The sequence below is a fragment of the Cupriavidus taiwanensis LMG 19424 genome, from assembly GCF_000069785.1.
Lineage (GTDB): Bacteria > Pseudomonadota > Gammaproteobacteria > Burkholderiales > Burkholderiaceae > Cupriavidus > Cupriavidus taiwanensis.
Genome location: NC_010529.1, coordinates 266,741 through 287,152 on the forward strand (window position 1 = coordinate 266,741; position 20,412 = coordinate 287,152).

Consider the following 20,412-nt stretch of genomic DNA (forward strand, 5'->3'; position numbering starts at 1 on the left):
GACTGGCTGAAGCGTTGCTTTGAGGATCCCATCCAATCCCACATTCATGCGCGGCGCAGATACCTTCACGGAAAGCTTGTTCACTATGCGGAGGCTGGAGGATTTCGTGCCGCAGTCCCATCCGCTGCGCTCGATCCGGACTATGGCCAACCAGGCGCTGGTGAAGATGGACCGGCTGTTCGCGCAGATGTACGAGGCCGATATCAAGGGTGGCCGCCCCAGTATCGCGCCGGAGAAGTTGCTGCGGGCCATGCTGCTGCAGGTGCTCTACAGCATTCGCTCTGAGCGCCAGCTCATGGAGCAGACGCAATACAACCTGCTGTTTCGCTGGTTCATCGGGCTGTCGATGGACGACTCAGTTTGGGTGCCCACGGTCTTCACCAAGAACCGCGAGCGACTGATCAAGCATGATGCGGTGATCCAGTTTTTCAACGAGGTGCTGGCCATCGCGCAGAAGAAGAACTGGCTGTCGGGTGAGCACTTCAGCGTGGACGGCACGCTGATACAGGCGTGGGCAGGCCACAAGAGCTTCGTGCGCAAGGATGGCGACGACCAAGACGATGACGCCGGCGGCAACTTCAAAGGTCGCAAGCGCAGCAACGAGACACACGAATCCAAGACCGATCCCGATGCCAAGCTCTACCGCAAGGGCAAGACATCCAGTGAGCTGCGCTACATGGGTCATACCCTGAGCGACAACCGCCATGGCCTGGTGGTTAGCGCCATGGTGACCAAGGCGGACGGACACGCCGAGCGGGAGGCCGCAAAGGTCATGCTTAACGATGCCAGGCAGGTGATTGAAGACCTGAATGTGGAAGTCACCGTGGGCGCGGACAAGGGCTATGACGCGCACGAGTTCATTGAGGCCTGCCTGGAAATGAAGGTGACGCCCCACGTGGCGCAGAACACATCGGGTCGTCGCTCGGCCGTTGCTGATGCCATTGCTTCCAGCGCCGGTTATGCCGTCTCGCAACAAAAGCGCAAGCTGATCGAACAGGGCTTCGGGTGGGTCAAGACCGTGGGGCGCATGCGTCAGGTGATGGTGCGCGGTCTGAAGAAAGTCGATCAGATGTTTGTGCTGAGCATGGCCGCCTACCACCTCGTGCGCATGCGCTCGCTGGGACAAATCCGTCCGCAGTTGCAGTAATCGCGCTAATGAGGCCGGAATGGGCGCCAAAACGCGGAAAAAGCCGAGGCAGTGACGTCCGGCTTCCGGATTGTGAAAAACAGCGCTCCCCGCCTTGCGGGGAAAAACTCATCGCTAGCGCGATGAGTACTTCAGCAGCCTGTTAGGCTTCGATTTCCTTGATCGACCTCAAGGGCGAGCGTCTTTCGGCACCGATACTGAAGAGAAGCAAGGCTTTGCCTGCGCCGTTGCGCGCAAGGAGGCTTCTATGTCGGGCAAGCTGGCAACGACAAGCAATGATGAGCGCGTTCAAGCGACGGAGCGGCGGCTATCGAGGTCAAGACTGGTTACGGTCGGATTTCTGCTTGTCATTGGCTACTTTCTCTGGACAGAGCACCGGGCCCATGTCATCCAGGCCCTGCCTTACCTGCTCCTGGCCGCCTGTCCGTTGATGCATCTTTTCATGCACCAGGGGCACGGGCATGGTCATCACCGACAGGGGCGAGCGCGGGACGGTCATGACATCGATGGAGGACGGCGATGACCGAGCATCCGCAATACGGCTATGGGCTGTGGTCGCTGGTGATCATCAATTCGGCGGTATTCATCGTCTTCGCCTTCAGCTTCGCCAAGCCCAAGACATCTCGTGACTGGCGGTCCTTTGGCGCGTTCTCGGCGTTCATTGTTGCTCTCTTCACCGAGATGTACGGGATCCCCTTGACGATCTACCTCATGCTGCCGTGGCTCTCGGCGAGATTCCCTGGCATCGATTTCCTGTCGCACGACGCGGGCCATCTGCCTGAGATGCTGTTCGGCTGGCAAGGCAATCCGCACCTGGGGCCATTCCATATCGCCAGCAATATCCTTATCTTCGGCGGCTTCCTGATGTTGTCATCCGCCTGGCGTGTTCTATACAATGCGCAGCAGGAAGGCCGTCTGGCGACGACGGGCCTCTACGCGCACATCAGGCATCCGCAGTATGTTGCGTTCATTCTCGTCATGGCCGGCTTCCTCCTGCAATGGCCGACGATTCTTATCTTGTTGATGTTCCCGGTTCTCGCCTGGATGTATGTTCGCTTGGCCAGAGCGGAGGAGCAAGATGTGCTGGAAGCATTCGGCCAGCAGTATGAAGCGTACCGCAGGCGAACGCCTGGGTTCGTTCCACGGATTCGATTCAGCCAGTTGTTTCGCGCCAAGCCTCACTGAAGCGGCTGAACCAAGGAGGTAGTCATGAAACCCATCAAGACTGGCATCGTGCTTTCCCTCACGGTTGTGTTGTTCTATATCTTGTGTACTCTGGTTTGGGTAGCACTCCCGGAGCCGTTCATGAACTTCATGAACTCACTTTTTCACGGGCTCGATTTCAGGCGGCTCCAGACCGGTCAGTCGTTCTCCTGGTGGGATACCGCGTATCCGGCCATTGTGTTCGCGATCTGGTTTTTCGCCGTTGGTGTCTTCTTCGCCTGGCTTGGCAACAAAGTGGGAAATGAGGATTGAAGCCATGGGCATATGCACGCACCGGCGCGTCGGCACCGTTAGGGTGTTGGCCTTGCTGGAGCCACTACCGCTGCAACCATGGGCCATGCGCGTAGAGAAGCAGCGTCCACGTGTCAGAGTCGTCGCGTTGACAACGACTCAATGTACGCAGAGCCTGGCGCGAGCACGATCATCCGCGAGTCATCTTCGATTGCCCGGTGGTTCTGAGCGCGATTGCCGCGCCCTTGAACTCGTCCAGACGCGCGTCGCAGCGCATTGCCATTACCCATAATACTTGCGGCCGATCAAATGGAGGCCGGTCTGGCGTCCTACAGTAGCTTGCACCAGGAACTCTCCCAGCTAACGCCCCCCAGGAGTGTCGCAATGACGCCTGTAGCCGACCATGGCTTTGACGTTTACTCGCCTAAACAAGTCGCGAGCAGGGTCAACGAATTCTGCATTGCCAAGGCTCACATGCCGCTGCTCACGCTGGCAATGCTAGGCATGCTCGCGGGGGCGTTCATCGGGCTGGGCGCGCTGATGTTTGCTCTGGTGAGCAGCGATGCATCGCTCGGCTTCGCAGCGAGTCGCCTGCTAGGGGGGCTTGGATTTTCGCTTGGCCTGATTTTGGTGACGGTGGCCGGTGCTGAACTGTTTACCGGCAATAACCTGCTGGCCATGGCCTGGGCCAGCGGCTGCGTAAGCACTCGCGACGTGCTGCGCAACTGGGTGGTCGTGTGCATGGCCAATTTCATTGGCGCACTCGGGCTGGCGCTGCTGGTCTGGCTTTCGGGCCACGCCACGATGAATGGGGGTGCCGTAGCAACCACAGTCGTCGCCATCGCCACCGCCAAGGCCGGACTTTCGGCAACCGACGCCTTTTTTTGGGTTCATCGAGGAATTCCGGGGAAGGCTGCGCGGATTTTGAGGAAGAAGTATTCCTCGTCGCGATAGCCGTACGCGCGGCGCTTGATGACCTTGATGGTGTTGTTGATGCCTTCGACCACGCTGGTGTTCAATGGGTGGCGGCAGCGGGCCAAGATGCCATGCCAGTAGCCTTGCAGGCGCTTCGCAAACAACTCCAGGGCAGGTATTCGGCTCTGCCGAGCCTGCTCGCACCATTGCTCCCAAGCTTTTTGCGCCCACGCCGGGCGGCGGTAGAACCATAGCCGCTTTAGCTCGTCGCGCAACAGATAGACTGTCAGCAATGGCCGGTTCGCCTCCAGGACCTCATCCAGATGAACCGCCTGGGGGACGCTCAAGTTCTCCCGATTCCGCAGCAGTAGCCAGCGTGTGGACTTGAGCACCCGTCTGGCCGGCCGATCGTGCCGCAGCTGATTGGCCTGATCCACCCGTACTCGGTCGATGACCTCACGCCCGTACTTAGCTACCACGTGGAACAGGTCGAAGACCACCTCTGCTTGCGGGCAATGCGCCCGGATCTCCAACTCATACGCGGTCGTCATGTCGATGGCGACGGCCTCGATGCGCTGCGCAACGCCGGCGGGGAGCTGCTCAAAGAAGGCTCGGGCGGTCTCGCGTGAGCGCCCCTGTCCGATCCAGAGCACCTGCCGCCCAATGGGGTCGACTACCACCGTGGCATATCGATGCCCCTTGTGTAGCGCGAACTCATCCATGGCCAGGTAGCGGATATTGGACCAGTCCGGCTCGGCCACTGCCTCACGCAAGCGAGCCTTATCGATCGATTTAACTGTGTGCCAGCCCAGATCGTAGAAGGCCGCCACCGCCTGCACCGTACAGTGGCGCAACAAGTGGCCGCAAGCCTGGGCCAAGCGGGCCGTCACGCGTTGGTAGCGCCCAAGCCATTCCAGCCGCTCCAGCCTCGGACCGCCGCAACGGTCGCACCAAACGCGCCGGCGCGGCACGTGCAGTACGACCCGATACTCGAACAGCGGAAGGTCCCGGACTCGCCTGACCACTGTCTCATGCACCTGATGGCAGCGCGCGCCACACTCCTCGCAATGCATGACCTTGCTGACCGGCTTCAAGTACAACGACAGCGTACGGCTCTCTCCCTCCGGCCATTCCACGCGCTCCAGCCGGTAGCCCTTCCAGCAACCCAGTGCTTGCAGCGTCTTGCGATCCAGCACACATCCCCCTGATACCTGAAGAAACAGACATCAGCATACAAAATGTGCTCTTTCGGGCCACGGTTTTCTGCGAAGAACCCTTTTTTTACCCACCAACGCTTCGCTTGGTGCGGCTGGAGTTCACGTCCGGCGTTTTTCCTGTCCGCGATTCTCGCCCATGGCCGGCGGAGATGTTCTCCTATTGATCGGCTTGATGTGTCTCTATTGAGCCAGGCAGTTCGAAAATGAATAGCCCGACGGGTAGCTACCCGCGTTATACAGAAATCATGGCAAAGCGCGGCGCGGCTGACGCGCGACCTTCTGTCGAGGATAAGGCATTCAGCGCAGTGGAATGGATTTCGCGGAATGATTTCCTTGCAGACGTCGAACTAAGAAACGGTAGTGTGCCCGTTTGCCTCTTGAGGTCATGCGCTCAGTCCATGGGATGCATCAATGGGTTGGCTCGGAATTTAGCCGTTTGTCACGATGGATCTCAGTGTACTGCCTAATTCATGCGGGAAATGTCGGTCCGACTATGTCGTCGGGGATATTAGGGGCGTTAATTAAATGTAATCGGGCGAACCCGATGCCATTTATCGCCCGCAAAGGACGGCGTTGGATCGTGCGCTTCGCCTGTAGTGGCATTACGAAAGCACAGAATGCATTCGATATTGCCATCAACTATCCGTCAATGGAGGAAGCATGGCAGCAGAGAAGTCGTTACGTTCAATGGTTGAAAAATGGCTTACACCGTCGGTAGGGAAGCCGCCCCGCGTTATCGGTACGGGCCGCCTGCGAGACTGCCGCAGCCGCTTTGTTTGTGTGGAGTGCAACCGCGCTACTGGTACGCTGTCGATCATGTTCTTCCGGCACTGCGACGGTGGCTGGTATGTGTTTCCACCTGTGACAAGCAGAGCTGGAGGGGCTAGATAGGTTCGCACTCATGTTGTGGGCTTGCGGGCTAGTGCCATATCAGAAAATCCTTGGTGGAAATTCGAGAAGATCTGATAATACTTTTTGTGGGCTGCGATTAGTATGTTCATCGGGGTGCGCCAGTTAGGTGCACCCAAGTCGGTTGTATGTATCCCCCGACAATGCGTCCCTTATAGCGCCCGACGTTTCGTCGGGCGTTTTTTCTTTAGTTTTCGAAGAATTTGGGGGGCTGAATTGCCACATGCCGGCATTCGTTCCCTAGCCATGGACGAATTCGCGCTGCACAAAGGCCATCGCTTTGCCACGGTGGTAGTCGATCCGAGCGGCAGCAAGTGCTCTGGATCTGTCAGGGCTGCTCGCGCGAGACGGCGCGCCTTCTTCGAGCAACTGCCACCAGACGCGGCCAGGCGGATCGAAGCGGTTGCGCTTGAAGCTAGAACCGAAGGCTGCATAAACTCAGATCCCATCTAGGGGTTTACCTCCGGCCGAAATGTCTTTTTTCATGCTCGATTGTTTACTATAGTAAACGGCATGGGGGGATACCTTCCTTCCAAGTCTCTCTCGACAACTAGGAGTAGAAATGAGTCGTGAAATCCACCTGAACGCATTTGAGATGAACTGCGTGGGTCATATCCAGCAGGGACTGTGGACCCATCCCCGTGATGAATCGAGCCGGTACAGCGAGGTTCAATACTGGGTGGACTACGCCAAGAAACTTGAGCGTGGGCTGTTCGATGGCATCTTCTTTGCCGATGTCGTTGGGGTCTATGACGTCTTCGGTGGTAACGCCAACGCGGCTGTTCAAAACGCCGTGCAGGTGCCGGTGAACGACCCAATGTTAGTGATTCCGGCCATGGCCGCGGTCACACGCAATCTGGGGTTCGGCGTTACGGCCAACCTCACCTACGAGCAGCCGTTCCTGTTTGCCCGCCGCATGTCGACGCTCGACCATCTGACAGGTGGGCGCATCGGCTGGAACATCGTGACTGGCTATCTGGACAGCGCGGCGCGAGCCATCGGCCTCGACGGGCAGGTTGCGCACGATGACCGTTACGATCTGGCCGACGAGTACCTGGAGTTGGTGTACAAGCTCTGGGAAGGAAGCTGGGATGACGACGCGGTCATCAACGACAAGGCCAGAGGCATCTACGCAGACCCGTCGAAGGTTCGCGTGATCCACCATCGCGGTCGTCAATACAAGGTAAATGCGATGCACCTATGCGCTCCGTCGCCGCAGCGGACACCGGTGCTCTACCAGGCAGGCTCCTCGACGCGTGGCAGGCAGTTTGCCGCGACGCACGCTGAATGCGTCTTCGTGAATGGCCAGAAGAAGGACGGCGTCAAGACCATCGTCGACGACATCCGCGCGAAGGCTGTGGCCTTTGGCCGCATCGCGGACGATGTCAAGGCATTCCTGGGAGCGACGCTGATCATTGGTGGCACCGAAAAGGAAGCGCAGGAGAAGTACGAGGAATACAAGCGATATGTGAGTTCGGAAGGCGCACTCGCACACGCAGCCAGTTCGCTTGGCATCGATTTTTCGCGCTACGACCTCGACGAGCCGATCGATGTGAGCAAGAGCCAGGCGATCGTTTCCAACGTGGAAGCCATGACTCGCAGCGCAGGGGCCCAATGGACCTTGCGCAAGCTGCTCGAACAGATGCCGCTGGGTAGCCGCCAGGCACCGTGGGTCGGCTCTGCCGAACAGATCGCTGACCTGATGATCGAGTGGACCAACGAGACCGGTGTAGCAGGGTTCAACCTGTCGCGTACGGTGGCTCCGGAATGTCTCGACGACGTCATCGATCTGCTGGTACCGCTCCTGCAGGAGCGCGGCGTGTACAAGACCGCCTATCGCGAAGGTACGTATCGCGAAAAGCTGTTCGGTCATGCACGCCTGCCGGTCACCCATGCCGCAGCCAAGGCACGCGCCGCTGTGCGGTAATCCGCGCAGCACGTCCTTCACAAACTATGAGGCCCCAAGCTAAGGGGAGCACTATGGTAGACAAAACATCGTTCCGAGAAGCCATGGCCGGGCTAGGGGCCGCGGTCAACATCATCACTAGTAACGGCGAAGGTGGACTGGCCGGCTGCACAGTATCGGCAGTGTGCGGCATCACGGACGAGCCGCCAACTCTGCTTGTCTGTATCAATCGTGGCAGCAAGAACAACGAGGTTGTGCGTGAGAACGGCTGCCTTTGCGTCAATGTTCTCGCAGCGGATCAGCAAGACGCGGCTATCCGGTTCTCGAGCAAGAGCGTCTCGGTCGAGGAGCGTTTTGCCGATGTGGAATGGGATCGGCTGGTGACCGGTGCCCCCGTGATTGCCGGCACCGTCAGCGCTTTGGACTGCGAAGTCGCATCCATGATGGACGTTGGCACGCACACCATGTTTCTCTGTGAGATCAAAGCCGTGCGGACGCGCAATGATCGCGACGCCTTGATCTACTTTGGGCGCAACTTCCATAGTGTCGAAGCGCCGGCTGTGAAAGGCGCCGTAGCCGCCTAGGTCCAGCTCCAAAACCCCCGAGACGTCAGGTCGCACATGGGCGCTACGCGCCCATGTCGGACACGCTCGTCCTTCCCGATGCGCCGTGTGCGCGCCAGGTGTCACGGGCGTCCCCATCGCAGGCGACTGAATGGCTTCGATCTCTCCTTATCTCCAGCAGGCAATGCACATGACTTCCTATCCGGAAATTCGAATGCTGATCGCCGACAAGTGGCGCAGCGCGCCCGGTCGGCCCGTTATCAACCCATCGGACGAAACAACCATCGGCACTGTGCCAATCGCAACGACTGCAGACCTCGACGATGCCTTGTCGGCCGCGGCCGATGGTCTGAAGATCTGGCGTCGCACGTCGCCCGCACGGCGCGCCGAGATCATGCTGAAGGCGATTGACTTGATTCTCGAACGAGTCGAGGCCATTGCGACCGCCATTGCCCTGGAGCAAGGCAAGACCCTGGCGCAGGCGCGCGCTGAGGTGCTGCGTGGTTGTGACTTGATGACATGGGATGCGAACGAAGGCAAGCGGTTGTACGGACGTGTGATCCCGGCAGAGCCGCCCATGCGGCATACGGTGATCCGCGAACCCATTGGCGTGATTGGCGCATTCACGCCATGGAACTTCCCGATGAGTTCTCCCGCGCGCAAGGTGGGTGGTGCCCTCGCTGCCGGATGTTCGATCATTCTCAAGGCCGCTGAGGAAACGCCTGCGGGAGCCGTGATGTTGGCCCAGGCCTACCGCGATGCCGGACTTCCTGCTGGTGTGCTGAACCTGGTATTTGGAGAGCCGGGGATGATCTCGTCGTCCTGGTCGCCAGCCCGGTCGTCCGTGCCGTCACGTTTACTGGCTCCACGCTCGTGGGGAAGCACCTGGCCGGCCTGACAGCCCAACACATGAAGCCGGCGATTCTGGAGTTGGGCGGTCACGCGCCGGTCATCGTTTGCGATGATGCCGATCCCGACGCGGCAGCCCTCGCCTGCGTAAAGGGGAAATTGAACAACGCCGGGCAGATATGCGTTGCCCCTACGCGCTTCTTCGTTCATCGCAAGGTCTACGACAGGTTTGTCGAAGCATTTGCTCGGTACGGTGCCCGGATCCGGGTGGGGCATGCGCTGGAGCCGAGCAGTGATATCGGACCTGTCGCAAATGAGCGGCGACTTGCCTGCCTTGACGAGTTGGTGAAAGACGCGATCCATCAAGGAGCTCGCCTGCTTTGCGGTGGGGAGCCATTGCCGGGCGCAGGATACATGTTCCCGTTCACCGCACTTGCCGATGTCCCGTCCACCGCCCGCGCGATGCTAGAAGAGCCATTCGGGCCTCTGAGCCTGATTGCCCCTGTCGAATCGCTCGACGAAGCCATCGAACGTGCCAACAGCCTGCCTTATGGCCTTGCCGGATACGCATTCACTCGCTCTGCAGCGGCCGCCTATCGCCTTGGCGACGAGCTGGAGGTGGGCAACCTCGCAATCAATCACCTGACTTCCGCCGTGTCGGAAACGCCATTCGGTGGCGTGAAGGAAAGCGGGTACGGACGCGAAGGAGGCATCGAAGGGCTCGAGTGCTACACGAACGTGAAAAGCATTTCACACGTGATGGCCGACGCCTGAAGCGACGAACACCAGGACAACTCCAGAAAGCACAACAACGTTCCGCCCAATCCGGCCCGTTCACGTTGGTACCTTCGGTCACCAACTTGAGCGGGGTAGGAAGTTTATTGCCACCAAAGGAGATGCAGATGCGCCCCATCCATTTACTAGCCTTGCTACCCGCCGCAGGCGTGCTGATAGGCCCGTTCTTTCTGAACCGCGTTACCCCCCCAGATTCTCGGTATGCCCTTTCTGCTGGGCTGGCTGTCCCTCAATCTCGTACTCACGTCAGTTGTGATGGCGATCATCTTTCACAGCGATAGTAAGGCGCACGACGATCGCGGGACCGCGGCTGAGGAGCACGTATGAACAGCGCCCTGATCTTCATTTTTGGTGCCATTGCCCTGGCACTTGCGCTCGGTTTGCTGGCCAGGCGAGGAAAAAAGATGAGCCTGGAGGAATGGGCGGTGGGCGGCCGAGGCTTCGGCACGGCAATCGTGTTCCTGTTGATGGCCGGTGAAATCTACACGACGTTCGTCTTCCTTGGCGCGAGTGGATACGCATATGGCCACGGTGGTCCGGCCTACTACATGCTGGGCTATGGAAGCCTTTGCTTTGTCCTGTCGTACTGGCTGTTACCGCTGATCTGGCGCTATGCCAAAGCGAAGAACCTGATCTCTCAATCCGACTTCTTCGCGTCGAAGTATGACAGCCGGCCACTGGGCATCCTGGTCGCCGTTGTCGGCATCGTGGCACTGATGCCATACCTGGTGTTGCAGCTCAAGGGGCTTGGCATTATCGTGAGCGTTGCATCGTATGGCGCCATCGACTCCAGCCACGGCATGTGGATCGGTGCCATTGTGGTGGCCTTGTACGTGGCCATCTCCGGCGTACACGGGTCCGCGTGGACGTCGGTGGTCAAGGACATCCTGGTCATGTTTGTCGCCGTGTTCCTCGGCCTCTATCTGCCGTTCCACTACCACGGTGGCGTCGGGCAGATGTTTGCGGACATCGAGGCAGCAAAGCCAGGTTTTCTTGCCCTGCGCGAGTCCGGTGAAAGCCCGGTGTGGCTGGTTTCGACCGTTCTGCTTTCGGCGCTCGGCTTCTACATGTGGCCACACATGTTCATGGCGACCTACACGGCAAAGACCGACGTGGTGTTGCGCAAGAATGCCTACGTTCTGCCGATCTACCAGTTGATGCTCTTGTTTATCTTCTTCGTCGGATTTACTGCAGTCCTGCAGATTCCTGGGCTCAAAGGAAGCGACATCGATCTGGCACTGTTGAAGATTTCGCTGCAAACCTTCGACCCATGGTTTGTTGGTGTCATCGGGGCGGCAGGCGTTCTGACAGCGCTAGTGCCGGGTTCCATGATTCTGATGACATCGGCAACCTTGCTGGCCAATAACGTCTATCGTCCGTTGCGCCCGTCTGCCAGCAGCGCCGAGATCGTAAAGCTGAGTAAGTGGATGGCACCGTGCATCATGGCAGTCGGGCTCTTCTTCGCGCTCCAGGGCGGGAAGACGATCGTCGCACTTCTGCTGATGGCTTACGCGTTCGTCACCCAGTTGTTCCCGGTCCTTGTGATGAGTTCGCTGCGGAATAATCCGGTGACGCCGGTCGCGGCAATGACTAGCATTGCCGTGGGAGAGGCGACGGTTGCGTGGGTGTCTTTGACTAAGCAGTCGGTGGCTTCGCTCTTTCCATTCCTGCCGGATGCTTTGAAGGACGTGAATGTCGGCGTTGTCGCACTGGTACTGAACATCGCGACGTTGATCATCGTAACCTTGCTGACGCGGCGAAGCGAGCGCCCGGGTCTGACGGCTCCGGTTTCCCAATAACACCTGGGTGATGTGGGCGGAGGCGATCCCTCCGCTAGGAGATTGTTATGAAGACAAGCATTTTTTCCCGCGCGGCGCGTGTTGCATTCATTCAGGCGGAGTGGCACAAAGACCTGCTGGAGAACGCGCTTGAGGGATTCCTGCGCCGCATGGTCCAACTCGGGGTGTCTACCGATGCCGTAGACTTCTTCGAAGTGCCTGGAGCATTCGAAATTCCGCTGTTCGCCAAACGGATCGCGACACGCGGAGACTATGCGGCGATTATTGAAAGTGCGCTCGTTGTTGACGGAGGCATCTATCGGCACGAGTTCGTCGCTCAAGCCGTCGTGGAGGGGTTGATGCGCGTGCAACTCGAAACGGACACACCGGTGTTTTCAATGGTGCTGACGCCGCACAATTTTCGAGCTGAAGAGCACATGCGCGGATTCTTCGCCAAACTCTTGATAGAGAAGGGCGATGAGGTGGCAGACGCGTGTGTTAGGGCAGTCGGCTGCCTCGAGCGCCCGGGTGGATGCATGTCTGCTGAGGCAGCACGGCATCTGGCTCCTGGACGAGTAGGCGAGCGCCTGATTTCGACCACCGCATAGGGATCCAATGCCGCCGCCAGCAGGCAGCGCGGAGACCTTTGACCATATTGAAGGGGTACATGATGACCGAAATAACGATTCGCGATGCCACGCCAGAAGACATGGAAGCGGTATGTGCGATCTACAACGATGCTGTGGAGAACACGACGGCAATCTGGAATGAGGTCCTTGTCGATGTGGCCAATCGCTTGGACTGGCTTTCCGCACGGCGCAAGGCCGGCTTACCGGTTCTCGTGGCGCTGGACGCAACGGGCGTTGTGGTCGGCTATGCGTCATTTGGGGATTGGCGCGCGTTTGATGGCTATCGCCATACCGTGGAGCACTCGGTGTACGTGCGAACTGACCAGCGTGGCAAAGGTATTGCCGGCTCGCTAATGAAAGCTCTTATCGAGCGTGCGGGCGAACTCGGCAAACACATCATAGTCAGCGCGATCGAAGCAGGTAACGCGAGCTCGATCCGTCTACATGAAAAACTGGGCTTCGAGCAGGTCGGCCTGATGAAGGAGGTTGGCACGAAGTTCGGCAAGTGGCTGGACCTTGTCTTCATGCAGCTCAACATCGACCATCGTGCTGACCCGGATGGTGCGCGGAAGCAGTAGCGCATACGTGTGCTCCATCGTTTCCCCTCGCCGATCAAAGGTGCTGCGCTGGCTGATACCGCGGATTGAAGTCCGCTCCCAGCAACAGAATGCATTCCCAGAGTATGGCTCAATCTTCAAATGCTGCTCTGAAGTCGGGATGGCTTCGTCTCGACCCTGTATTGACAATAGCCACCGCGCAATTGTTCGGAACCTCGCTTTGGTTCAGCGCCAACAGCGCGGCCGACGATCTTGCCCGGACGTGGGGGCTGACGGCCGCAAACATTGGCATGCTCACGGCGGCGGTTCAGAGCGGCTTCATACTGGGTACCCTGGTATTCGCCGTATTCGGACTCGCGGACAGGTTCTCGGCGAGCCGAATTTTTTGGTTCATCGAGGAATTCCGGGGAAGGCTGCGCGGATTTTGAGGAAGAAGTATTCCTCGTCGCGATAGCCGTACGCGCGGCGCTTGATGACCTTGATGGTGTTGTTGATGCCTTCGACCACGCTGGTGTTCAATGGGTGGCGGCAGCGGGCCAAGATGCCATGCCAGTAGCCTTGCAGGCGCTTCGCAAACAACTCCAGGGCAGGTATTCGGCTCTGCCGAGCCTGCTCGCACCATTGCTCCCAAGCTTTTTGCGCCCACGCCGGGCGGCGGTAGAACCATAGCCGCTTTAGCTCGTCGCGCAACAGATAGACTGTCAGCAATGGCCGGTTCGCCTCCAGGACCTCATCCAGATGAACCGCCTGGGGGACGCTCAAGTTCTCCCGATTCCGCAGCAGTAGCCAGCGTGTGGACTTGAGCACCCGTCTGGCCGGCCGATCGTGCCGCAGCTGATTGGCCTGATCCACCCGTACTCGGTCGATGACCTCACGCCCGTACTTAGCTACCACGTGGAACAGGTCGAAGACCACCTCTGCTTGCGGGCAATGCGCCCGGATCTCCAACTCATACGCGGTCGTCATGTCGATGGCGACGGCCTCGATGCGCTGCGCAACGCCGGCGGGGAGCTGCTCAAAGAAGGCTCGGGCGGTCTCGCGTGAGCGCCCCTGTCCGATCCAGAGCACCTGCCGCCCAATGGGGTCGACTACCACCGTGGCATATCGATGCCCCTTGTGTAGCGCGAACTCATCCATGGCCAGGTAGCGGATATTGGACCAGTCCGGCTCGGCCACTGCCTCACGCAAGCGAGCCTTATCGATCGATTTAACTGTGTGCCAGCCCAGATCGTAGAAGGCCGCCACCGCCTGCACCGTACAGTGGCGCAACAAGTGGCCGCAAGCCTGGGCCAAGCGGGCCGTCACGCGTTGGTAGCGCCCAAGCCATTCCAGCCGCTCCAGCCTCGGACCGCCGCAACGGTCGCACCAAACGCGCCGGCGCGGCACGTGCAGTACGACCCGATACTCGAACAGCGGAAGGTCCCGGACTCGCCTGACCACTGTCTCATGCACCTGATGGCAGCGCGCGCCACACTCCTCGCAATGCATGACCTTGCTGACCGGCTTCAAGTACAACGACAGCGTACGGCTCTCTCCCTCCGGCCATTCCACGCGCTCCAGCCGGTAGCCCTTCCAGCAACCCAGTGCTTGCAGCGTCTTGCGATCCAGCACACATCCCCCTGATACCTGAAGAAACAGACATCAGCATACAAAATGTGCTCTTTCGGGCCACGGTTTTCTGCGAAGAACCAATTTTTTGCCTTTCGGCACTGCTTGGTGCTGCTTTCAACGCGTGGTTCGCGTGTCTGTCAGGGGATTTCTCCGCAGCAATCGCACTTCGGTTTGCTGTGGGCGTATGTCTCGCTGGCGTCTATCCGATTGGGATGAAGCTGATTATTAGCTGGGCCCCCGATAGAGCAGGGGCAGCGCTTGCATTGCTGGTAGGCATGCTGACCTTAGGGAGCGCGCTGCCGCATGGCTTGCGAATTATGGCCGCACAATGGCCGTGGCAGTACGTCATGGCTGGCTCTTCGGTGCTGGCAGGTATTGCGGCAGTCATGGTCATCTACTTGGGTAACGGACCGCACTTGCCGATGCGCCGCCCGGGCGGCCCGAATCCGGGTAATCCATTGCACGCGTTTCGCGATCCCCAGTTCAGAGCGATTGCGGTAGGTTATTTCGGGCACATGTGGGAGCTTTATGCCTTCTGGACCATACTACCCATGCTCGTTGCACGCTCGCCCCTGCCTTCGCTTTTCGAAACACAGGGCATCTCAGCGCTGGCCTTCGCCATCATTGGGGTTGGCGCCATTGGGTGCGTCTTCGGCGGCGTGCTAACCCGCTGGGTAGATAGTGCCCGCGTCGCGCTCAGCGCTCTCGCGATTTCAGGAGTGTGCTGCTTTCTCTTGCCGTTCGCGGCAGACGCGCTGTCACGGGGTTGCCTGTTGGTTTTTTTCTTGATTTGGGGAGCGGCAGTTGTCGCAGATTCCCCGCAGTTTTCAGCGTTAGCTGCCAAGACATGCCCTCTGCCCTTGGTCGGCGGTGCACTCGCCATTCAGAACTCGATTGGATTTGCGCTGACGGTGGCTTCCATTACCCTCGTGTCCACGTTGCTAGGGGACCTGGGCATGAAAACGTCCTGGGTGCTTCTGCCGGGCCCAGTTTTGGGAATCATAGGCTTCCTGTCGTTGCGCCGCAGTTCCCGCTGACAGCGGCTGCGGCAGCGAACGCTCGGCTCGGATATGTGTCGGGAATCGCTCCTTAACGCCCGATCAATATAGTTGAATGCGCGTCTAGCACGCAAGTACGGCCGCTTTCGGCGCCGTCCATGTTGCAGTTCACAAGGATGTCGGCTGCAGGGGTGAACTTGCTCGAGGCAACCCCCCCGTTTCCTAAACAGGCCGCATTCAGAAGGATTCACTCATGAGCAAGGTCCGTCGCGGGAAGGTACGAAAACCGTGACCACGATCTTTACCGTAGGCGCGATACTCCGCGAATACACCGGCGAAGTACTCTACTCTCCACTTCAATGGTGCGCTGGCAGGCTGGACCGCGTGGTCAGCGATCTGGAGTTCTAGATGCTGGAAGGCATTTCAGCGACCTCGATATCCCTTGATCGGCTCAGCAGAGGAGCGTGCGACTTGAGCGGCCGGAACCCCCATGGGGCACTTCACGGGTTCTGGGCGCATTGACCCGAAGCCTCGGAAAGTCTTCTTTACGCCCGTTGGCTGCCAACGCCATGTGACACTTCCGCTCATTGCCGACAAGCGTCAGCATTAGGATTTCATATTGGTGTGGTCAGTCCACTGACCACGTCGAGGAACGGCTGTCTTGTTCTCGAGCGAAGGAGATCGCAGGCGTGCACACACGGCGCTATGCTTGAGCTGCGATGGGGCCGCAGTGGAAGCATGCGCCCTTTCAACCGGCTACTCTAGGGAAGTGCTTATGTGGACGCCTCCCGGATAGCAAGGTCGATTTGACATGGTGGTCGACAGGTAGAGGCAGCACGCTTATGTCCGGCCCGTTTGTTGCAGGCCTTAAGGCCTGCTGGCCCATATGGAATTCGCTGACGAGGTCCCCAGCTTGCGTATTTCGGGGCGCTTGATCAGCGATTTCGGGGGAACGTGATCACCTGTTTCGGCGGGAAGCTGCTCGCTGGTTTCGGCGGAACGTGATCACTTCGACGACGCTGCCGAAATCGGTGATCACGATCCCGAAACGAGTGATCACGTTGCCGAAATAGGTGATCAAGCAGCCGAAACGGGTGATCACGCACCGTAATGGGGCCGGGCAAGGGCTGGGGTGGGACTGCGCATGGACTAGAACGCCGGCGATACGCTGCTTCCTTTTTGCAAGGAAGCAAGCTGATGCCGGCCAACCGGATGACCATGCGCAAGATCAAGGAAGTGCTTCGCCTGAAATGGGCGTGTGGCCTTTCGCACCGGCAGATCGCTAGGGCGACGGGTGTGAGTGTTGGTGCCGTTTCGCAGTACGCGCGATGGCGAAGGCAGCGGGGCTGGATTGGGCGCAGGCGGATAGCCTGAACGAGGATACGCTGGAGCAGCGGCTGTTCGGCGCACAGAAGCCGGCCAACAGCCCGGGCGGACGGGTGACGCCGGACTTCCCCTACCTGCACCGCGAGCTGCGCCGCAAGGGCGTGACACTGCAGTTGCTGTGGGAGGAATACCTGGACGCGAATCCCGGGGTCCCCATTTACCAATACACGCAGTTCTGCTGCCGTTACCGGGACTGGGCAGCGACACTCAAGCGGTCCATGCGCCAGCAGCACCGCGCCGGCGAGAAGCTGTTTGCGGACTTCGCAGGTCAGATGGTGCCGATTCTGGACCCGGAAGGCGGCCTTGCGTTTGAAGCCAGCATCTTCGTCGCTGTGCTTGGCGCGTCGAATTACACATACGCGTGCGCCACCCGGGGGCAGACCACCGCCGACTGGATCGGGGGAATGGTCTGTGCGATGGAATTCGCCGGCGGCGTGCCTGAGCTGCTTGTGCCGGACAACCCGCGCGCGCTGGTGGCTCGCCCTGACCGATACGAGCCAGTGCTGTCCCGAACTGCAGAAGACTTCGTTCATCACTACGGCACGGCCATGCTGCCGGCACGGCCGCGCAAACCGCAAGACAAGGCCAAGGTCGAGACCGGCGTGCTGATCGTCGAGCGGTGGATCCTGGCGCGGCTGCGCAACCATCGCTTTTACAGCTTGGGCGAGCTCAACAAGGCCATCAAGAAGCTCGTCGCCGACCTGAATGACCGACCGTTCAAGAAGCTGCCTGGCACGCGCCGGGAGTGGTTCGAGCGGTTGGACCGGCCAGTGTTGCGACCGCTGCCGCCGCGGCGCTACGAAGTTGCAACGTTCAAACAATGCCGCGTCAACGTCGACTACCACGTCGAGATCGACGGTCACTACTACAGCGTGCCGCATGCCCTGGTGCGAAAGGCGGTCGAGGCTCGCGTAACCCGCCACACCATCGAGATCCTGTACGGTGGCAAACGGGTGGCGCTGCACGCGCGCAATACCCGCAAGGGCAGCCACAGCACGGTCAAGGAACACATGCCGGTGGCCCACCGCGCGCACCTCGAATGGACGCCCGGCCGGCTGCTCAACTGGGCAGCCTCGATTGGGCCCAACGTCGCCGTCATCGTCGAATACCAGCTCACCCACAAGAGCCATCCCGAGATGGGCTATCGCGCCTGCCTGGGTCTGCTGAGTCTGGCCAAGAAGTACAGCAAGGAGCGGCTCGAAGCCGCTTGCGCTCGCGCCGTCGCCATTGGCTCGCTCACGCGTAAGTCTGTGGTCTCCATCCTTGAAAACCATCTGGACCGGCAAGCCACTCTGCCGGTATCGCAAACCGAGTGGCATTCCCCCATGCACGACAACGTGCGCGGACCCGACTACTACCATTAGGAAAACTATGCTGATGCAACACACCGTCGGCCAGCTCAAGGCCCTCAAGCTCGACGGGATGGCGCGGGCCTTCGAGGAACAGTCTGCCCTGACCGCCAGTTCCAGCCTGCCGTTCGAAGAACGCTTCTCCATGCTGGTCGACCGGGAGATTGCTTGGCGCGACACCAGGCGCCTGGAGCGGCTGCTGCGCTCGGCCAAGCTCAAGCACACCCAGGCATGCCTCGAGGATGTGGTCTATGACGGCAGTCGCGGCCTTGATCAGCGGCTGGTCGCTACCCTGGCCAGTTGCGACTGGATCCGCAACGCTCAGAGCCTCATCCTGACCGGGGCGACCGGTGCCGGCAAGTCCTGGTTGGCCTGTGCGTTTGCTCAGCAGGCCTGTCGACAGGGATTCTCTGCTCTCTATCTGCGGGTGCCTCGACTGTTCGAGGAACTGCAGATCGCCCACGGCGACGGGAGCTTTACGCGCCGCCTGGCGCAACTCGCACGCATCGATGTTCTGGTGCTGGACGACTGGGGCCTACAGGAGCCTTCTGAAAGCGCTCGCGGCGATCTGCTGGAAGTTCTGGACGACCGCGTCGGTACCCGCTCGACCATCGTGACAAGCCAGCTCCCGATCGAGCATTGGCACCAGTGGTTGAATGATCCGACGCTGGCTGACGCCATCCTGGACCGGCTGGTCCACCAGGCGCACAAGGTGGCGCTCAAAGGCGAATCCATGCGCAAGCGCACGGCAACCGACGCCAAGAAACGGGCATCGTGATCACCTACGCTACAATCTCCTGACCGCGCAGTACCACCTTCCTTCCCTGATCACGTTCGCCGAAACCGCTGATCACCTTCACCGAAATCCGCAAATTAGACCAAGTCATCAGGGTATGCGCTATCAGCGACCATCCGTGTCATGAAACCCGAGGGGTCAACGTCTTCCGAGGGGTTCATTGGCGCTGCTCGAATTCGCTTCTCCATCGCCACACGACCAAAGCACCGAGAAGCAAAAAGAATCGCCGCGGCGGGATGCGGAGACGTCCCGACACGCTTTTCGGCCCTAACAGGCCGCTGAAATACCTCCAGCGGACGTCAGCGCGACGACTGGCTGAAGCGTTGCTTTGAGGATCCCATCCAATCCCACATTCATGCGCGGCGCAGATACCTTCACGGGAAGCTTGTTCACTATGCGGAGGCTGGAGGATTTCGTGCCGCAGTCCCATCCGCTGCGCTCGATCCGGACTATGGCCAACCAGGCGCTGGTGAAGATGGACCGGCTGTTCGCGCAGATGTACGAGGCCGATATCAAGGGTGGCCGCCCCAGTATCGCGCCGGAGAAGTTGCTGCGGGCCATGCTGCTGCAGGTGCTCTACAGCATTCGCTCTGAGCGCCAGCTCATGGAGCAGACGCAATACAACCTGCTGTTTCGCTGGTTCATCGGGCTGTCGATGGACGACTCAGTTTGGGTGCCCACGGTCTTCACCAAGAACCGCGAGCGACTGATCAAGCATGATGCGGTGATCCAGTTTTTCAACGAGGTGCTGGCCATCGCGCAGAAGAAGAACTGGCTGTCGGGTGAGCACTTCAGCGTGGACGGCACGCTGATACAGGCGTGGGCAGGCCACAAGAGCTTCGTGCGCAAGGATGGCGACGACCAAGACGATGACGCCGGCGGCAGCTTCAAAGGTCGCAAGCGCAGCAACGAGACACACGAATCCAAGACCGATCCCGATGCCAAGCTCTACCGCAAGGGCAAGACATCCAGTGAGCTGCGCTACATGGGTCATACCCTGAGCGACAACCGCCATGGCCTGGTGGTTAGCGCCATGGTGACCAAGGCGGACGGACACGCCGAGCGGGAGGCCGCAAAGGTCATGCTTAACGATGCCAGGCAGGTGATTGAAGACCTGAATGTGGAAGTCACCGTGGGCGCGGACAAGGGCTATGACGCGCACGAGTTCATTGAGGCCTGCCTGGAAATGAAGGTGACGCCCCACGTGGCGCAGAACACATCGGGTCGTCGCTCGGCCGTTCCTGATGCCATTGCTTCCAGCGCCGGTTATGCCGTCTCGCAACAAAAGCGCAAGCTGATCGAACAGGGCTTCGGGTGGGTCAAGACCGTGGGGCGCATGCGTCAGGTGATGGTGCGCGGTCTGAAGAAAGTCGATCAGATGTTTGTGCTGAGCATGGCCGCCTACCACCTCGTGCGCATGCGCTCGCTGGGACAAATCCGTCCGCAGTTGCAGTAATCGCGCTAATGAGGCCGGAATGGGCGCCAAAACGCGGAAAAAGCCGAGGCAGTGACGTCCGGCTTCCGGATTGTGAAAAACAGCGCTCCCCGCCTT

Annotated in this window: 19 protein-coding genes and 3 pseudogenes; 19 read left to right on the plus strand and 3 right to left on the minus strand. The window is 59.7% G+C overall.

All coding sequences use genetic code 11. From position 1 onward, the window contains the following. Nucleotides 1–46 precede the first annotated feature (46 nt). The 5 genes from RALTA_RS27745 to RALTA_RS27760 all read left to right on the plus strand — a co-directional run bounded on the left by RALTA_RS27745 (nt 47) and on the right by RALTA_RS27760 (nt 3,556). A complete protein-coding gene (locus RALTA_RS27745) occupies nt 47–1,147 on the plus strand; it encodes an IS5 family transposase (protein WP_012354616.1) in 1,101 nt (366 codons plus the stop codon). Between the two features lie 247 nt (nt 1,148–1,394). Next, complete coding sequence (locus RALTA_RS29565; protein WP_012354637.1) at nt 1,395–1,670, plus strand: DUF2933 domain-containing protein; 276 nt, start codon at nt 1,395–1,397, stop codon at nt 1,668–1,670. Next, nucleotides 1,667–2,332, plus strand: a complete 666-nt coding sequence (locus RALTA_RS27750; RefSeq protein WP_012354638.1) for a methyltransferase family protein — start codon at nt 1,667–1,669, stop codon at nt 2,330–2,332. The genes RALTA_RS29565 and RALTA_RS27750 overlap by 4 nt, the downstream gene beginning before the upstream one ends. 24 nt (nt 2,333–2,356) lie before the next feature. Beyond that, the gene (locus RALTA_RS27755) at nt 2,357–2,623 is read left to right on the plus strand and encodes a DUF5676 family membrane protein (RefSeq protein ID WP_012354639.1); all 267 of its coding nucleotides are present in this window, start codon (nt 2,357–2,359) and stop codon (nt 2,621–2,623) included. A gap of 363 nt (nt 2,624–2,986) precedes the next feature. Next, nucleotides 2,987–3,556, plus strand: coding sequence for a formate/nitrite transporter family protein (locus tag RALTA_RS27760; protein WP_012354640.1), 570 nt, complete (start codon nt 2,987–2,989; stop codon nt 3,554–3,556). Here the strand turns inward: RALTA_RS27760 and RALTA_RS27765 are convergent. Next, nucleotides 3,493–4,713: an ISL3-like element ISRta1 family transposase gene (locus RALTA_RS27765; RefSeq protein WP_012353615.1), complete on the minus strand. Its 1,221-nt coding sequence runs from the start codon at nt 4,711–4,713 to the stop codon at nt 3,493–3,495. The two genes, RALTA_RS27760 and RALTA_RS27765, sit on opposite strands and share 64 nt — an antisense overlap. Before the next feature lie 1,161 nt (nt 4,714–5,874). On the opposite strand from RALTA_RS27765, the pseudogene RALTA_RS30485 reads away from it, so the two are divergent. The 10 genes and pseudogenes from RALTA_RS30485 to RALTA_RS30880 form a co-directional block, all read left to right on the plus strand. Further along, a pseudogene (locus RALTA_RS30485) lies at nt 5,875–6,066 on the plus strand (transposase); the annotation flags it as partial. Between the two features lie 139 nt (nt 6,067–6,205). Next, nucleotides 6,206–7,570, plus strand: a complete 1,365-nt coding sequence (locus RALTA_RS27770; protein ID WP_012354641.1) for an LLM class flavin-dependent oxidoreductase — start codon at nt 6,206–6,208, stop codon at nt 7,568–7,570. Nucleotides 7,571–7,623: 53 nt separating this feature from the next. Continuing rightward, nucleotides 7,624–8,133 carry a flavin reductase gene (locus RALTA_RS27775; protein WP_012354642.1) on the plus strand — a complete coding sequence of 170 codons (510 nt, stop codon included), beginning with the start codon at nt 7,624–7,626 and terminating at the stop codon, nt 8,131–8,133. Nucleotides 8,134–8,263: 130 nt separating this feature from the next. Beyond that, entirely contained in the window at nt 8,264–9,010 is a 747-nt protein-coding gene (locus RALTA_RS31050; RefSeq protein ID WP_306414577.1) for an aldehyde dehydrogenase family protein, read from the plus strand. Then, on the plus strand, nt 8,986–9,735 hold the full coding sequence (locus tag RALTA_RS31055; RefSeq protein WP_306414578.1) for an aldehyde dehydrogenase family protein: 750 nt from the start codon (nt 8,986–8,988) through the stop codon (nt 9,733–9,735). Before RALTA_RS31050 ends, RALTA_RS31055 begins: the two co-directional genes overlap by 25 nt. A gap of 222 nt (nt 9,736–9,957) precedes the next feature. Next, nucleotides 9,958–10,083 carry a hypothetical protein gene (locus tag RALTA_RS31060; protein WP_018003724.1) on the plus strand — a complete coding sequence of 42 codons (126 nt, stop codon included), beginning with the start codon at nt 9,958–9,960 and terminating at the stop codon, nt 10,081–10,083. After that, entirely contained in the window at nt 10,080–11,555 is a 1,476-nt protein-coding gene (locus RALTA_RS27785; protein WP_012354643.1) for a sodium:solute symporter family protein, read from the plus strand. Before RALTA_RS31060 ends, RALTA_RS27785 begins: the two co-directional genes overlap by 4 nt. Before the next feature lie 47 nt (nt 11,556–11,602). Next, a complete protein-coding gene (locus tag RALTA_RS27790) occupies nt 11,603–12,142 on the plus strand; it encodes a 6,7-dimethyl-8-ribityllumazine synthase (protein WP_012354644.1) in 540 nt (179 codons plus the stop codon). A 59-nt stretch (nt 12,143–12,201) separates the two neighbouring features. Beyond that, nucleotides 12,202–12,741 (plus strand): GNAT family N-acetyltransferase, encoded by a 540-nt coding sequence (locus RALTA_RS27795; RefSeq protein ID WP_012354645.1) that lies wholly within the window; start codon nt 12,202–12,204, stop codon nt 12,739–12,741. Nucleotides 12,742–12,845: 104 nt separating this feature from the next. Then, nucleotides 12,846–13,106 (plus strand): annotated as a pseudogene (locus tag RALTA_RS30880) (MFS transporter); the annotation flags it as partial. A gap of 4 nt (nt 13,107–13,110) precedes the next feature. Here RALTA_RS30880 and RALTA_RS27800 read toward each other — a convergent pair. Then, nucleotides 13,111–14,331 (minus strand): ISL3-like element ISRta1 family transposase, encoded by a 1,221-nt coding sequence (locus RALTA_RS27800; protein ID WP_012353615.1) that lies wholly within the window; start codon nt 14,329–14,331, stop codon nt 13,111–13,113. Nucleotides 14,332–14,375: 44 nt separating this feature from the next. On the opposite strand from RALTA_RS27800, the gene RALTA_RS27805 reads away from it, so the two are divergent. Next, nucleotides 14,376–15,368 carry an MFS transporter gene (locus RALTA_RS27805; protein WP_012354647.1) on the plus strand — a complete coding sequence of 331 codons (993 nt, stop codon included), beginning with the start codon at nt 14,376–14,378 and terminating at the stop codon, nt 15,366–15,368. A 919-nt stretch (nt 15,369–16,287) separates the two neighbouring features. Here the strand turns inward: RALTA_RS27805 and RALTA_RS30490 are convergent. Then, nucleotides 16,288–16,431, minus strand: coding sequence for a hypothetical protein (locus RALTA_RS30490; protein ID WP_198053012.1), 144 nt, complete (start codon nt 16,429–16,431; stop codon nt 16,288–16,290). A gap of 95 nt (nt 16,432–16,526) precedes the next feature. On the opposite strand from RALTA_RS30490, the pseudogene istA reads away from it, so the two are divergent. The 3 genes and pseudogenes from istA (at nt 16,527) to RALTA_RS27820 (ending at nt 20,316) form a co-directional block, all read left to right on the plus strand. Then, nucleotides 16,527–18,079, plus strand: a pseudogene (gene istA / locus RALTA_RS27810) (IS21-like element ISRme9 family transposase). A gap of 7 nt (nt 18,080–18,086) precedes the next feature. Then, the gene (istB, locus tag RALTA_RS27815; RefSeq protein ID WP_012354650.1) at nt 18,087–18,842 is read left to right on the plus strand and encodes an IS21-like element ISRme9 family helper ATPase IstB; all 756 of its coding nucleotides are present in this window, start codon (nt 18,087–18,089) and stop codon (nt 18,840–18,842) included. Nucleotides 18,843–19,215: 373 nt separating this feature from the next. Continuing rightward, nucleotides 19,216–20,316: an IS5 family transposase gene (locus RALTA_RS27820; protein WP_012354651.1), complete on the plus strand. Its 1,101-nt coding sequence runs from the start codon at nt 19,216–19,218 to the stop codon at nt 20,314–20,316. Nucleotides 20,317–20,412: the final 96 nt, after the last annotated feature.